Source organism: Sphingobacterium sp. SG20118 (genome assembly GCF_044740685.1).
In the GTDB taxonomy this organism is placed as follows: domain Bacteria; phylum Bacteroidota; class Bacteroidia; order Sphingobacteriales; family Sphingobacteriaceae; genus Sphingobacterium.
The window spans coordinates 3,556,430-3,571,610 of sequence record NZ_CP172826.1; the positions used below are offsets into that span (position 1 = coordinate 3,556,430).

Annotated in this window: 11 protein-coding genes; 10 read left to right on the forward strand and 1 reads right to left on the reverse strand. The window is 36.7% G+C overall.

The features are described from left to right. The first annotated feature begins 160 nt into the window (after positions 1-160). The 7 genes from ACFX5U_RS16390 to ACFX5U_RS16420 all read left to right on the forward strand — a co-directional run bounded on the left by ACFX5U_RS16390 (position 161) and on the right by ACFX5U_RS16420 (position 9,878). Positions 161-1,369, forward strand: coding sequence for an AsmA family protein (locus tag ACFX5U_RS16390; RefSeq protein WP_400261472.1), 1,209 nt, complete (start codon positions 161-163; stop codon positions 1,367-1,369). Continuing rightward, complete coding sequence (locus ACFX5U_RS16395; RefSeq protein ID WP_400261473.1) at positions 1,302-4,976, forward strand: translocation/assembly module TamB domain-containing protein; 3,675 nt, start codon at positions 1,302-1,304, stop codon at positions 4,974-4,976. The genes ACFX5U_RS16390 and ACFX5U_RS16395 overlap by 68 nt, the downstream gene beginning before the upstream one ends. Beyond that, on the forward strand, positions 4,921-5,439 hold the full coding sequence (locus ACFX5U_RS16400) for a hypothetical protein (RefSeq protein ID WP_400261474.1): 519 nt from the start codon (positions 4,921-4,923) through the stop codon (positions 5,437-5,439). Before ACFX5U_RS16395 ends, ACFX5U_RS16400 begins: the two co-directional genes overlap by 56 nt. After that, on the forward strand, positions 5,429-7,732 hold the full coding sequence (locus ACFX5U_RS16405) for a BamA/TamA family outer membrane protein (RefSeq protein WP_235212279.1): 2,304 nt from the start codon (positions 5,429-5,431) through the stop codon (positions 7,730-7,732). Before ACFX5U_RS16400 ends, ACFX5U_RS16405 begins: the two co-directional genes overlap by 11 nt. A 126-nt stretch (positions 7,733-7,858) precedes the next feature. Then, positions 7,859-8,797 carry a malate dehydrogenase gene (locus ACFX5U_RS16410; protein ID WP_038700029.1) on the forward strand — a complete coding sequence of 313 codons (939 nt, stop codon included), beginning with the start codon at positions 7,859-7,861 and terminating at the stop codon, positions 8,795-8,797. Between the two features lie 50 nt (positions 8,798-8,847). Beyond that, positions 8,848-9,375, forward strand: coding sequence for a helix-turn-helix domain-containing protein (locus ACFX5U_RS16415; protein WP_400261475.1), 528 nt, complete (start codon positions 8,848-8,850; stop codon positions 9,373-9,375). 59 nt (positions 9,376-9,434) lie between these two features. Continuing rightward, positions 9,435-9,878, forward strand: a complete 444-nt coding sequence (locus ACFX5U_RS16420) for an aspartyl protease family protein (protein WP_400261476.1) — start codon at positions 9,435-9,437, stop codon at positions 9,876-9,878. On the opposite strand, the gene ACFX5U_RS16425 is transcribed toward ACFX5U_RS16420, so the two are convergent. Continuing rightward, positions 9,864-11,084, reverse strand: coding sequence for an MFS transporter (locus ACFX5U_RS16425; protein WP_038700035.1), 1,221 nt, complete (start codon positions 11,082-11,084; stop codon positions 9,864-9,866). The two genes, ACFX5U_RS16420 and ACFX5U_RS16425, sit on opposite strands and share 15 nt — an antisense overlap. Positions 11,085-11,252: 168 nt before the next feature. Here ACFX5U_RS16425 and fsa point away from each other — a divergent pair, with 168 nt between their 5' ends. The 3 genes from fsa (at position 11,253) to rnr (ending at position 15,114) form a co-directional block, all read left to right on the forward strand. Further along, positions 11,253-11,912 (forward strand): fructose-6-phosphate aldolase, encoded by a 660-nt coding sequence (gene fsa / locus ACFX5U_RS16430; RefSeq protein WP_038700037.1) that lies wholly within the window; start codon positions 11,253-11,255, stop codon positions 11,910-11,912. Between the two features lie 100 nt (positions 11,913-12,012). After that, the gene (locus ACFX5U_RS16435; RefSeq protein WP_051960000.1) at positions 12,013-12,471 is read left to right on the forward strand and encodes a Fur family transcriptional regulator; all 459 of its coding nucleotides are present in this window, start codon (positions 12,013-12,015) and stop codon (positions 12,469-12,471) included. A gap of 513 nt (positions 12,472-12,984) precedes the next feature. Then, entirely contained in the window at positions 12,985-15,114 is a 2,130-nt protein-coding gene (rnr, locus tag ACFX5U_RS16440; protein ID WP_400261477.1) for a ribonuclease R, read from the forward strand. Positions 15,115-15,181 lie beyond the last annotated feature (67 nt).

Below are 15,181 nucleotides of genomic sequence, written 5' to 3' on the forward strand. Positions count from 1 at the left end.
GCAAATATATTTCTCTATAAGCAGTTATCAGGGAAAAACTTAAACATTCACATCCCTTCTAAAGGTAAGCGTAGCGTTATTAGGAATAAAAGTATAAACATATTTACTTGTTTTACGTTATCATATTAAATTAAGGGTTCATAAAAGACTAATACATATTTTGAATAAATTTAGCCGTATCGCATTAAAGACCCTATTATGGATTGTTGGATCTGTAATCGGACTTCTACTTCTTATTATTTTTTTAATTCGACTTCCTTCCGTGCAAAATTATATTGCAGGAAAAGTGACTAGCTATGTAGAAGGGAAAATTGGCACTCCCTTCCATATCGGAAGTATCAATATCGAATTTCCTAAAAAACTAGTTCTTGAAAACATCTACCTTGAAGACCAATCAAGAGATACATTAGTGGCTGGCGAAGCAATTAAAGTCGATATCAATATGATGAAATTGCTGAACAATACCGTGGAGATCCAACAATTGGAAGCGACAGGTATTACGGCAAAAATTCGTCGTTCTCTCCCAGATAGTAGCTTTAACTTCGACTATATTATCAAAGCATTTGCTGGTCCTGAAAATAAGGATACCAAGACCGATACCTCTTCTGCAATGGTTTTCAATATGGACAAGGTACTCTTCGAGCGTTTCCATATTGTCTATGCAGATGATGTAATTGGCACCAGTGCTGATGTCTATTTGAAACATTTCAATACACGAATCAAAAAATTTGATTTGACTAAAAACATGGCTTTTGATTTACCAAAAATCAATATTGATGGACTTAGTGCTGTTGTGACACAATGGAATCCCGTACAAGAAGGGACGGCTCCCAGTGTTGAAGATTTTGGTATTACAGATTCTACTGCTATCGTCACATCGCTATTACCCGATATTGGAATCAATACTGCTGACTTAAAAAATATCAATGTTCGATATGAAGATAAATCATCCAAACTAAAAACAAAGTTTGCTATACAAAAATTATATGCGGAAATCAACAGTATCGACCTTAATAAAGAGCATGTTGCTATTGAAAAAATAAACCTTGAAGGCTCCGATGCAGAGGTGTTATTTGACAAAATCGCACAAGTTACTAAACCAGTAACGGAAAAAAACACAGTCTCTACTCCTAGCAAAATCAATTGGGTCGTATCCGTTAAAGATATCAATATCAATGATACACACGTTTGGTATAAAGATGACAATCAAGCACGGATGAAAGGCTTCGATTACTTCAATATAAAAATACCTGCTATCAATACATCGATGAACGACCTATATTATAGTGCTGATTCGATAAGTGGTTTCTCTAAAGTCCTTAACTGCCAAAGACCACTCGGGTTTCGAAATCAAAGGCCTAAAAGCTGATTTCATTTATACCAATACAGGTGCTGAGATAAAAAACCTATATGCAGCAACCCAAAACACCTTATTGCAAGATTATATCAAAATAACTTACCCATCTTTAGAAGCCATATCGGAAAATCCAGCATTGCTTGCTGTAAATGCCAATATAAAAAAGAGTCACATCGATATGCGTGATATTTATTATTTCGCACCTTTCTTGGATACCATGGAGGTTATGCAGCCTTTAATGAATAAAAAATTCAATATTGATGGTAAAATAATTGGTAAGCTTAATGATTTAAACATTCCAAATTTAGATTTCAGCACATTATCAAATACAAAAATACTGGCCAGTGCAAGGATAAAAGGTCTACCTGATGTAGATAAAATGACGATAGACCTGCAACTCAAGAAGTTCACAACCGGTCGTTCGGATATAGAGCAATTGGTTGCAAAGTCCATGTTTCCTAAAGACTTAGAGCTTCCTAATGCGATTGGCTTAACCGGTACATTTAAAGGTGGGATGCAAGCTTTCAATACGAACCTCGCATTAGTTACCGAAAAAGGAACCGCAAAAGTTAATGGTAATTTTGACATGTCCACTCGAGACACCACTTATGATGCCTTTGTCTCCATCAGTGACTTTGATATAGGGAAAATATTGAAACAAGATTCGGTGTTAGGAATATTATCATTTGAAGCTAATTTAAAAGGACATGGACTCGACCTTAAAAAAGCTATGGCAAATGTTGATGGGAAGCTGATTCAGTTGGATGCACTAGGTTACCGTTATCAAAACATCGATATGAATGTAGAGGCTGATGCGGGAGATATCCATGCCAAGATTAACAGCATCGACCCCAATATCAAATTCGATTTAAATGCTACTGCTGATATGCGGGACCGATATCCAAAGGTGAATTTTGAATTAATGGTAGACAGCATCAATCTTAAGAATCTACATTTAATGGACGATGATTTCCGTTATCATGGTAAAATAGTGGGTAATTTCGAAACTGCAGATCTTAACTATTTAAATGGAAAGGCTCACATCATCAATTCATCTATTGCCTACAATAACGAACGCTACGTCTTAGATAGCATATCACTTATTGCACGTTCTGATAGCAGTAGAAACCTACTCATGTTACAATCTGCTTTTCTTAATGCCCATTTGGTTGGAAAATATAAATTAATGGAACTAGGTTCGGCCATTCAAGATATTGCCCATGTATATTATCAACCTGGTGCCCCTGTTGTCATTCCAAAGTACGAAGACCAACAATTTGAATTTTCTGCGCAGTTGACAAGAACCAAATTTATAAAAGAGTTTCTACCTGATCTTACCGAGATGAAAGATATCACGCTAGATGGTATGTTTAACAGTAAAGATAAATTGATTCAGGCTAAATTAGAAGCTCCAAAAATTGTCTATGCGGGTACAGATATTAATAGTGTTTCTTTCGATCTTACGACCGTCGATAGCACCATGTACTATTCAGCTCTTATCAATAAGATCAAAGTGAGTAACATCGAATTGATTAACACTGTATTCAGTGGTAAAGTCATCAAAAACAACTTAGACTTCGGTCTCTGGATTAAAGATAATAAAGACAAAGAACAATATCATTTAGGTGCCAATATGAAGGTTCACCATGGAGATTTCTTATTTAGCCTTCTTGAGGACGGTTTGATGTTAAACTATGAAAAATGGAAAGTAGACAGCACAAACGTGTTATCATTTGGTAAATCGGGACTTCAAGCGCATAATTTCACTTTGGAGAACAACGGACAGTTATTAGAAATTAAATCGCAGGACACTGTTCTTAACTCTCCTATTGACTTGCTTTTCAAAAACTTTAGAATTGAAACGTTAAGTAAAATGATTGCTGCAGAAGATATGAACCTCGGAGGTGGTATTAATGGTCAGGCTACTATCTCTCGTTTGGAAAGTAATCCTGTATTCGTTTCAGATATTGGAATTGACAAATTCTATCTTGGGACGGATACAATTGGTAATGTAAACATTAAGGTCAATAACGAAAAGGAAAACACCTATGCGGCAAATGTCAGTATTACAGAAAATGGCAATAATGTGAGTTTAATTGGCGAGTTTATAAGTCCACCTAAGGGAGATGCTACTTTTAATGCTGTGTTGAATATCGCTCCTTTAAAAATGCGTACCATACAAGCTTTTAGTTTCGGTTATTTAAAAGAATCTAAGGGCGACCTACAAGGAGAACTTAAAATATCCGGGACAACTAACCGGCCAGTAATTGACGGAGACTTAAATTTCAACTCCGCAGAATTTAACGTTGCCATGCTAAATGCATCATTCTTTATTGACAATGAGAAAATCAGATTTAACAATAAAGGTATACTATTCTCAGATTTCAATGTTAAAGATAAAAAGGGAAATGTTGGTGCATTAAATGGAACTATACTAACCAGTAACTACTTGGATTATGATTTCAATCTGAATCTTAAAACAGATAATTTTGAGGTTGTTAATTCAACCCGTCAGGACAATGACTTATTCTTTGGTAAAATGTATGTTTCATCGGATTTACGGATTCGTGGTACCTTAGATAAGCCTGTTGTCGATGGAAATATCAAAGTACAGGATAAAACTGATTTTGTTTTCATCATGCCTAATGACGACCCAGGCATGGTTGAACGAAAAGGTGTTGTGGAGTTTGTAGATAAAAGTGATACCACAGCAACAAATGTCTTTGCACGGTTGGACTCTCTAACAACAACGAAATTAACGGGAATAGATGTTACTTTAAATTTACAAACTGACAAAAATGCAAAATTCAAAGTTATCATAGATGAAGGTTCGCAAGATGCTTTAAACATTCAAGGTGAAGCAGAGCTGAATGCAGGAATTGATGCCAGTAATAAAATAACAATGTCAGGGACATATACCGTAGATAAAGGAAGTTACTCCTTTTCATTCGGTCCCGTAAAACGTGAATTCTTATTCAAAGAAGGTAGTACCATTACTTGGGCAGGGGATCCACTGGATGCTCGAATGGATATTACCGCCGTATATAAAGTTAAAGCTCCTACTCTAGAATTGGTACAAACACAATTGGGCGCAGATAATTCAAACTTATATAAACAGCGTGTTCCATTTAACGTTAACTTATTGATTACAGAGCAGCTATTTGCTCCCAAATTAGGATTTGACATTGATTTGGATGAAAATAATGCTATTGTCTCACAAGATGTCGTGAGTAAGGTAAACAATGCACTTTCACAACTTCGATCAGACCCCTCTGAGATGAATAAACAGGTGTTCTCGCTAATTGTATTAGGGCGCTTCTTAGCTTCCAATCCATTTGAGAGCTTATCTGGTGGCGGTGGAGTCGAATCCATGGCTCGTAATAGCGTGAGTTCGTTGTTATCATCACAGTTAAATCGTCTAGCATCCGATTTAATTACAGGCGTTGAGTTAGATTTCAACCTACAATCTGAAGAAGACTTTACCACTGGAGTTGGCGAGACGAGAACGGATTTAAATATTGGGGTTTCCAAAATGCTGTTTAACGATCGCCTAAAAATCACCATTGGATCCAATTTTGAGGTGGAGGGTAATTCGAGACCTGGAGAAACAGGCGGCTAATATCGCTGGTGATATTAGTTTAGATTACCAATTATCTCCTGATGGTCGATATTTTGCACGTGTGTATCGTAAAAATCAATACCAAGTGACATTACAAGGACAATATGTGGAGACAGGTATCGGTTTTATCATCAATATGAGTTATAATAAATTCAAAGAAATTTGGATGAATTCAAAAAAACTGAATGAATATAATACCCGAAGCAAAAGTTTCAGAAAACGCTTTGATGTAGAACGCATGGAAACCGACTCCGTTTATCGGGACAGTGTACGCTACGCAATCCGAGATAGTATGATGCGTGTTGATCCTGATAAATACAAGAAACGTATGTTAGATCGGGAACAAAAGCGCACAATTAAGAAAACAAGTACAGACAATAAAACAGATTCTACTGATCAAAAAGTAGATACCATAGGAGAAAAAGTGATTAGAAATGAAGAAAGGGAGAACAATGAAAAATAACAATCAATTTATAGCACTAACCATTATGCTAGGGCTTTTCATTGCCTCTTGTTCGACCACCAAAAACCTAAAAGAAGGTCAGTCTCTTTATGTCGATGGTCACGTTGACATTGAGTCGGATACGATACCTAAAGCACAGAAAGAAGCATTAGCAACCCATCTGGAAGCAGTGCTTACACCACAACCAAATAAATCATTATTTGGTTGGCGTTATAAACTGGCTTTTAATAATATGGCCGGTGACTCTGTGGGGAAAAATTTCATACGTCGACAATTAAAAAAGATGGGTGAAGAACCTGTTCTACTGAGTGATGTCAATAGAGAATATAATGAAAATCTGCTCCGAAATAGACTTGAAAATATTGGTTTTTTCAATGCTGAGGTGAAATCAGATACAACGGTTAAGGATAAGGAAGCTACGATTCACTATATTGCTACCACCAATCTTATTTACCGCATCAAAAGCGTCACGTTTTCTGTAGACAGCACAAAACAACTCGGGAGGGATATTCTCCAATCACGAGATAAATCCCTTTTAAAAGTGGGGAAACACTATAACTTGGATGATATTATGAACGAGCGTGATCGTATCGATAATGAACTCAAAAATATAGGATATTACTATTTTAGCCCTGATTACATTTTAGTAGAAGTGGATAGTACCATTGGTGACCATAAAGTTGATTTATTTGTAACGATTAAGCCCGAAACACCTGCGATTGCGAAAGCTCCGTCGCAAATTAATAATATTTACATCTATCCAAACTATACAGATGAAGGTACAGGTTACCAACGTGCACCACGTAATCCCCAATTATTTGACAGTTCTCTCTATTTTATTGACCCAAAAAACACCTTTAGAAAACCGGTTATAGCCAATCATATTTTCTTTAGAAAAGGGGATCGCTATAATCGAGGAGCGCATAACAAAACCATTAGCCATTTGGTTAATCTCAACAGTTTTAAATTTGTAAAGAACAATTTTGTCGATAGCAAGGAGGTCAAAAATGGTCTAGATGTGTATTACTACCTGACACCTCTTCCGAAGAAATCAATCCGTGTTGAATTATTGGGTAAAATGGCTTCTGTCTACAATGGTTCAGAGCTGAATGTTAACTGGCAACTTCGTAATGCCTTTAAAGGAGCCGAATTACTAAGTCTCAATGTCTTCGGAGGATATGAGACCCAAACAGGTGGAAGTGTCAGCCTTAATTCAAGCTACTACCGCTATGGTGCCGATCTTACATTGACTTTCCCTCGCATTTTGTCGCCCTTTAAGATTGACCCGAGCCGTAGATTTATTCCGAAAACTTATATCAAGACAGGTTTTGAATTTCTAAATAGAACAAAGGCTTATACCCTACGTTCACTTACATTGGACTACGGTTATATTTGGCAAGAGTCAGAAGAAAAACAACATGATTTGGGTTTAATCGAGATCACTTATGTTCAACCGAGCCGTATCTCGGACGAATATAAAGCTCAAATGGATACTGTACCAACGCTGAAACACGCGATTGAACCACAATTTACGATTGGACCCAATTACAATTTCACATTATCCAACACGATGAACAAAAATCTAAAGAACACCTTTTATTTTAAAGGTAATCTAGATTTATCAGGTAATGTAATCGGTTTAATTAAAGGTGCTAATTATAAAGAGGGAAAAACATTTAAACTTTTTGACGCCTATTTCTCGCAATATATTAAGATAAGTGGAGACGGTAGGCACTACCTGAAACTGAGTGAAAATTCGCAACTTGCCTCCCGTGTTAGTTTGGGTCTCAGTTACTCGTATGGTAACTCTCGTGCCCTTCCCTACTTAAAACAATATTATGTAGGGGGACCAAATAGTATTCGAGCCTTTGCAGCTCGAGCCATTGGACCTGGAACATTAAAGCCACAGAATATAGGAACTGATAAATTCTATGCAGACCAAACCGGAGATATCAAATTGGAACTAAATACAGAATACCGTGCTAAATTAGCAGGATTTGTACATTGGGCTGCATTCATTGATGCGGGTAACGTATGGCTTCAAAATACAGATGAAGAAAAGCCCGGTGCAAAATTCAGTAAAGACTTCTTAACAGAATTAGCTGTTGGAGGAGGTTTGGGACTAAGGTTTGACTTCACTTTCCTGATTCTTAGAACAGATTTTGCAATACCTCTACGTGTGCCTTATTTAGAAAAAGGTGATCGATGGGTGATAAAAGATATCGATTTGGGAAGTAGAGCTTGGCGAAAAAACAACCTGATGTTCAATTTAGCTATCGGCTATCCATTCTAATAAAAAGGGAGAAACAATGTTTCTCCCTTTTTATTTTACTGTTTTTTTATATCACTTAATTGTATTCCTACAATTTATTAAGTAAATTAAACAAAATTAACGACGAGGACCAAAATTAATAAGCTTATGAAAGTTACAATAGTTGGAGCGGGAGCGGTTGGAGCAACAACAGCAGATAATTTAATAAGAAGAAACGTTGCCGAAGAAATCATCCTATTGGATATCAAAGAAGGTTTTGCAGAAGGCAAAGCACAGGATATGTCACAAACAGCTGCCTTATTGGGCTTCGACTCCAAGATAACAGGTGTTACCAGTGATTATAGTGCCACAGCAGGGTCTTCAGTTGCAGTTATTACCTCAGGAATTCCGCGAAAGCCAGGGATGACACGAGAGGAGTTAATAGGAACAAATGCCAATATTGTTAAAACAGTAGTCGATAATTTGGTAAAACATTCTCCAGATATCGTTATTGTTATTGTTTCCAACCCGATGGATACTATGACCTATCTAGCACTTAAAAGCTCTGGATTACCCAAAAATAGAATTATTGGTATGGGTGGAACATTAGATTCTGCACGATTTAAATACCAATTGAGTCAAAAATTAAATGCCTCAGCAAGTGACCTCAATGCTATCGTCATAGGTGGTCATGGTGATACTACGATGATACCACTGATAAAACATGCGACTTGGAATAGCATAGCTGTGAGTGATTTTTTAACTGAAGCGGAACAAGATGAGGTCGTACAGAAAACCATGGTTGGCGGCGCAACATTAACATCCCTAATCGGTACATCAGCTTGGTATGCACCCGGAGCAGCCACTGCTGCTGTCGTGGAAAGCATTGTTAGAAACCAAAACAAACTGTTTACAGCGAGTGTGCTTTTGGAAGGAGAATTTGGTTTATCAGATATCACATTAGGCGTTCCAGTCATCATAAATAAAAATGGTTGGAATAAAATTGTACCTTTGAATCTATCTGAAGAGGAAAAGCAAAAGTTACATAAAAGTGCCGATGCTGTCCGGAATATGAATAATGTACTAAAAGAAATTAACGTTTTATAAAAAATAATATGCAACTCTTTATAAAAAATATGGTCTGCAATAGATGTAAAATGGCTGTAGAAAATATATTTAAAGAGTTGCATATCTCCTATCATGACCTACAATTAGGTGTCGTTACACTTGATTCGGATTTAAATTCAGAACAAAGGACTCAACTGCAGGAAAATCTTCATACTATCGGATTTGAATTAATCGACGATAAAAATACCCGTATTATTGAGATAATAAAATTGTTGATTATCGACTATACCCGCCAACCTTATGATTTTTTAAATAAAAACCTTTCCGAGATATTGAGCAGTAACTTAAACGTTGAATACAGCTCTTTAAGCGCCCTCTTTTCTTCTGTGACCAGTATTAGTATCGAAAAATATGCGATAATTCAAAAAATAGAATATATTAAAGAATTATTGATATACGACGAACTTTCTTTAGCTGAGATAGCTGAAAAACTTAATTATTCGAGTACTGCCTACTTGAGCAATCAATTCAAGAAAAATACAGGTTTGACTCCTACTCAATTTAAGAATCTAAGCGACCCTACAGCCTTGCGCCAAACCCTTGACCAAGTAAATTGATTAATAAATAAATCGAGTTTCTCCTTTCAGAAAGAACATATTTTCTCTATGTTTGAAGCATGTCGATCATACCACTACAACTTTTACAATTACAGGAACAAGGCACTCATATCTTAGTTGAAGTCATGTTGTTTGAAACAGTTCATCTGATGGTGTTGGATACAGGGGCTTCAAAAACAGTTTTTGATAAAAACCAATTGGAACAGATTCATGCCGAACAATTCCAATTAGAAACAACAGACACCTTATCAACAGGTCTCGGAACCAATACAATGCAAAGCTTTCTTATACAGATTCCAATTTTCAAAATCCAAGACTGGAGCATCAAAAATTATAAAGCTGCAGTTTTAGATCTGAGTTCTATCAACTATGCATACGAACAGATGAACTTGCAACCTGTCATTGGTGTCATAGGTGGTGATATTTTAGCCCCTTATGGCGCTATCATCGATTACAAGAAAAAAACGCTCAAATTGCTTAAAAGAAGGTTAAAACTTAAATAACCTTTTGTGTATATGCAGTCGCAAATATAAATAGTATGATAAAGCAATCAACACTCCGGCCACACCCATAAAATAAAGTGTGCTTCTAAGACCAAAATAGCTAGCAAAAGCTCCAATCATTAAGCTTCCTATTGGAAAAACCCCTTGAAATGCCATCACATAATATGAAATTGCGCGCGCTCTATACATCGGCATCGCATGGGTTTGAATGTAGGTGTTGATACTCGAGTTTTGAATCATCATAGCAAAAGAAACAATGGCGGTATACACAAGTGCTAAGACCAATACAGAAGAATGACCTAATAAAAACAAAGCTGCTCCTAATAATAAAGCTGCCCCCATCACTTGATAGCGCATATTAGTCCCAGACTTCAACCGAGCCATATTAATGGCCCCAATCATCGCCCCAAGCCCTGCAGCGCTCTCAAACCAAGAAAATGTGGTAGCATCCCCATTAAACATTTCTTTAGCAACAGCAGGCAATAATGAAGTATATGGAATGACCAATAAACTCGAGAAAGTCATGACAATGATAAGGGAAAAAATATGTGGAGAACGTTTTAGATAGTAGAAACCTTCGACCAGGCCTTGCCAATTACTCCCTTTACTCAAATTGTCTGCGCTTTCTGTAACATTCATCATCCAAAGTGTAATCAAAACGGGGATAAAACTCAGAAAATTAGTACTGAAACACATCATTTCTCCATAGGTACTCAACAGTATACCTCCTATTGCTGGCCCCACCATACGTGCAGCATTAAATATAGAAGAATTGAGCGCTATCGCATTGGGTAAATCTTTTCTGTTTTCGACTAAATGCACCATGAGTGATTGCCTCCCCAATACATCAAATGCATTAATTACACCTTGCGTAAACCCTAACACAGATAACCAAAGTACGTTCTCTAATTTAAGATAAACCAGTAATGTCAAGATACCCGCCTGTATCATTAGACCAATCTGTGTTAGAAAAACAAGCTTGTACTTTTTATGTTTATCGACAAAACTTCCGATAAATGGGGATAATACCAAAGATGGAAGCAATGATATAAAAGAAACAAAACCCAACCAAAAAACTGAGCCCGTCAATTTATACACCAACCAGCTAATAGCGACCCGCTGCATCCAAGTTCCCATCAATGAAATCGCTTGACCGATTATATGTAGTCTGAAATTAGGGTACTGAAGCGATCGAAATAACTGCATATCAATGAATAATAGAAGTAAATGAAAGGAGTAAAATAAGTGAACAGGAATTACTAAGCAATATTTGTGCAGTAATTTCAATTCAGCACAAGATTAGTGAATTTTAATCGATAACTTTGCCACTTAATGGTAAATAAACCAAACAATTAACAATCAATTCAATACGAGATGAAATTTTTTATTGACACAGCAAACTTAGAGCAAATCAAAGAAGCACAGGACTTAGGTGTATTAGATGGGGTAACTACAAACCCAAGTTTAATGGCCAAAGAAGGAATCAGTGGGGACGAAAATGTAATCAATCATTACAAAGCAATCTGTGCTATCGTGGATGGTGATGTAAGTGCAGAGGTAATTTCTACAAATTACGAAGGAATGATCAAAGAAGGCGAAGCACTTGCAAAATTAGATGACAAGATTGTTGTTAAAGTCCCTATGATCAAAGATGGTATCAAAGCGATTAAATATTTCAGCAAAAAGGGAATCAAAACAAACTGTACTTTGGTTTTTTCAGCAGGTCAAGCATTATTAGCTGCTAAAGCTGGAGCAACTTATGTATCACCTTTTATAGGACGTTTAGATGACATTTCGACAGATGGTTTAGGCCTAATTGAAGAGATTCGTTTGATCTATGATAACTACAGTTTCCCTACCCAGATTTTGGCTGCATCGGTACGTAACAGTGCTCATATCCTAGGTTGCGCTAAAATTGGAGCTGATGTTATGACAGGTCCTTTATCAGCAATTACAGCTTTATTGAAACACCCTTTAACAGATAGCGGTCTTGCTACTTTCTTAGCTGACCATGCTAAAGCGGCAGGTAAATAATTTCAGAATAAAACGATTTTAAAAGAACGGTCGAAAGTGCGTGTTATACACCTGCTTTTGACCGTTTTTTTATCTAGGAATAATGATGTATTTTTGTCATATGAGTAAAGAGCAACAACAAGAAAAAACAGCATTTGAAAGTGTCGATTTTGCGGCTTTGCTAAAGCAATATCAACTCAAAGTGACACAACCCAGATTGCGTACTTTGGAAATTATATCTACTAAAAAATCGGCCATATCACAACCCGAATTAGAGAAATTAATAGGTAAAGAAATCGACCGTGTCACCCTATATCGCGTACTCTCTTCTTTTGAAGAGAAGGGGATTTTACATAAAATTTTTGACCTGAATGGCACTGCTACTTATGCCCTTTGTTCTACAAATTGCTCTGAACATGAACATCATGATCAGCATATTCATTTCATCTGTAGACGATGCAATTCCGTTTATTGTATGGAAGAAATCACACTCCCAAGCTTTAATCTTCCCAAAGGTTATAAGCTCGAAGCTGTAGCGATAAATGCCCTTGGTTTATGTGACCAATGTCAGGAAAAATAAAAATATTTGTTGACAATATATTCTAAAACATAATGGTTTCATGAAAATTTGAAACCATTATATCTATGGATTGAACCGCCACAAATTCGCGCTAAAAAACAATATGAAATATAAGCTAAATTTTAGCTTAATGAATTACAACGCATTTTAATAAAGGGTATTACAAACAAATAATAAAGGCATTATAAAGGAATAAATTTTTAGCTAAATAAACAATTCTACACTAAAGTTTGAAATTGACTCCCTACTCCACTTACAGCATCAGAAACATTAAGCATCAATGAATTCAATAATCTGATTACCAAATAATTAACAAAGCTAAAGAAAACAATAAATACACTAAATAAAAAACACATAATAAACACCTTAAAAATACCCGTAATTCTAGATTAATATTCGTATCTTGTAAGTGATAAGGCATGAGAAATAGCGCAATCAGAAATACCAAAAACATCATGATTCATAGCAACCTCCTCCTCTACTTATAACACGATAAAAAGTAAATAAATACGTATGACGACAAAAAAAGAAAACCCATATCAAGAGGTTTTGACACAGCTCATCATCGACATCTTTGAGAAGTCAAGCAACAAAGCCCTCAACTACAAACAAGTCGCATCAAAATTGAACGTTCACGATTCCGATTCTAAAATAGCTATCGCCAATATCTTAACTTCTCAACCCAAAAACAGCCCATTTATAGAGGTTGAAAAAGGGAAGTTTAAACTTCGTCAGCTCAAAGTTTACGTAACAGGTAAAGTCGATATGACCGCTGAAGGATCTGCTTATATTATACCCGAAGACGAATTTGAAAATGACATTTTCGTAGCACCTAGAAAACTACGTCAAGCATTACATGGAGACATCGTTAAGGTACATACATTTGAGAAGAGCAGAGGCCGAAAAAAAGAAGGCGAAGTTGTCGAAATTATTCAACGAGCCAAAACAGATTTTACCGGCATCATCAACCTTTCACAAAACTTCGCCTTCTTCATTGCTGATGACAAAAAAATGCTTCATGACATCTTTATTCCACTTGATAATCTTGTTGGCGCGAAGGATGGCGAAAAGGCTGTAGTCTCCATCATTGACTGGCCTGAAGGAGCTAAAAATCCAATCGGAAAAGTCAAAACTATTCTAGGTAAAAAGGGAGAAAACAACACCGAGATGAATGCCATCTTGGCAGACTACGGCTTCCCACTAAAATTTCCTAAAATAGTAGAGGAAGAAGCAAACGCACTACCAGAAACCTGCTCAAAAGAAGAGATTGCAAAAAGAAGAGATTTTCGAAACATCACCACTTTCACCATTGATCCCGCAGATGCCAAAGATTTTGATGATGCCATCTCGTTTCAACAACTAGAGAATGGAAATTACGAAATTGGTATTCACATCGCAGACGTCTCCCACTTTGTCATTCCTGAAACAGAATTAGACAAAGAAGCATACGAAAGAGGTACTTCTGTCTACTTGGTCGACAGGGTGATTCCTATGCTTCCAGAGCGATTATCCAATGGCGTGTGCTCACTTCGTCCCCACGAGGATAAACTTTGCTTCTCGGCTGTCTTTGAGCTCGATGAGGATGCAAATGTACTAGAACAGTGGTTTGGTAGAACAATCATCCATTCAGACCGTCGTTTTTCTTATGAAGAAGCGCAAGAGATCATCGAAACAAAAACAGGTGATTTTTCTTCAGAGATCCTAAAACTGAATGAACTTGCTTATATCCTCCGCGAACGCAAATTCAAGAATGGCGCAATTGCCTTTGAAAGTGAAGAGGTTAAGTTTATATTGGACGAGAATGGAAAGCCTACAGGTGTCTACACTAAGGTTAGGAAAGATGCGCATAAGCTTATTGAAGACTTCATGTTACTTGCCAATAGAAAAGTTGCCGAATATATCGGAAAACAAGGGAAAGGTAAAAATAAATTACCTTTCGTCTACCGTTTTCATGATGTTCCCAATCCGGAAACATTAGCAACGTTTTCACAATTCGCAGCTCGATTTGGACATAAATTAACGATAAAATCGGATAAAGAAACGGCCAAATCCTTAAATGCATTAATGACCAAGATTGAAGGTAGCAAAGAACAGAATATGTTAACTTCCCTTGCTATTCGCTCCATGGCAAAAGCCATATACACGACTAAAGGAACAAGCCATTACGGATTAGCATTTGATTATTACACTCATTTTACATCCCCTATCCGACGTTATCCCGACGTTATGGTACATAGGCTCCTAGCTTACTACCTTGATGGCGGAAATAAAATCAATGCCGATCATTACGAGAAGATGTGCGAACATACTTCACAAATGGAAAAGAAAGCAGCAGAAGCAGAACGCGCTTCGATCAAATACAAACAAGCAGAATTCCTTCAAGAGCAAATTGGAACTGAATACACAGGTATTATCTCTGGCGTGACAGAATGGGGTATGTATGTGGAAATTCAATCAAATAAATGTGAGGGAATGATCAGGCTTCGCGATATTAACGACGATTTTTATGTCTTGGATGAAAAAAACTTTGCCATCATTGGGCAACGTAAGAAAAAGAAATATCAATTGGGTGATGAGGTACAGATTAAAGTCAAAAAAGTTGACCTTGACAAACGCCAGATTGACTTCACCTTAATAAGCTAAACTAAGTTAATCAAAACAAGAAATTTCCGCCTCCAAATAAGATGATACTTTTTGGGGGCGTTTCTAT

Excerpts from the sequence above, each read along its gene's own strand:
- ACFX5U_RS16415 (WP_400261475.1), top strand. The coding sequence starts at position 8,848 with ATGGCTGTAGAAAATATATTTAAAGAGTTGCATATCTCCTATCATGAC.
- ACFX5U_RS16410 (WP_038700029.1), top strand. The coding sequence starts at position 7,859 with ATGAAAGTTACAATAGTTGGAGCGGGAGCGGTTGGAGCAACAACAGCA.
- rnr (WP_400261477.1), top strand. The coding sequence starts at position 12,985 with ATGACGACAAAAAAAGAAAACCCATATCAAGAGGTTTTGACACAGCTC.
- fsa (WP_038700037.1), top strand. The coding sequence starts at position 11,253 with ATGAAATTTTTTATTGACACAGCAAACTTAGAGCAAATCAAAGAAGCA.
- ACFX5U_RS16435 (WP_051960000.1), top strand. The coding sequence starts at position 12,013 with ATGAGTAAAGAGCAACAACAAGAAAAAACAGCATTTGAAAGTGTCGAT.
- ACFX5U_RS16405 (WP_235212279.1), top strand. The coding sequence starts at position 5,429 with ATGAAAAATAACAATCAATTTATAGCACTAACCATTATGCTAGGGCTT.
- ACFX5U_RS16420 (WP_400261476.1), top strand. The coding sequence starts at position 9,435 with ATGTCGATCATACCACTACAACTTTTACAATTACAGGAACAAGGCACT.
- ACFX5U_RS16425 (WP_038700035.1), bottom strand. The coding sequence starts at position 11,084 with ATGCAGTTATTTCGATCGCTTCAGTACCCTAATTTCAGACTACATATA.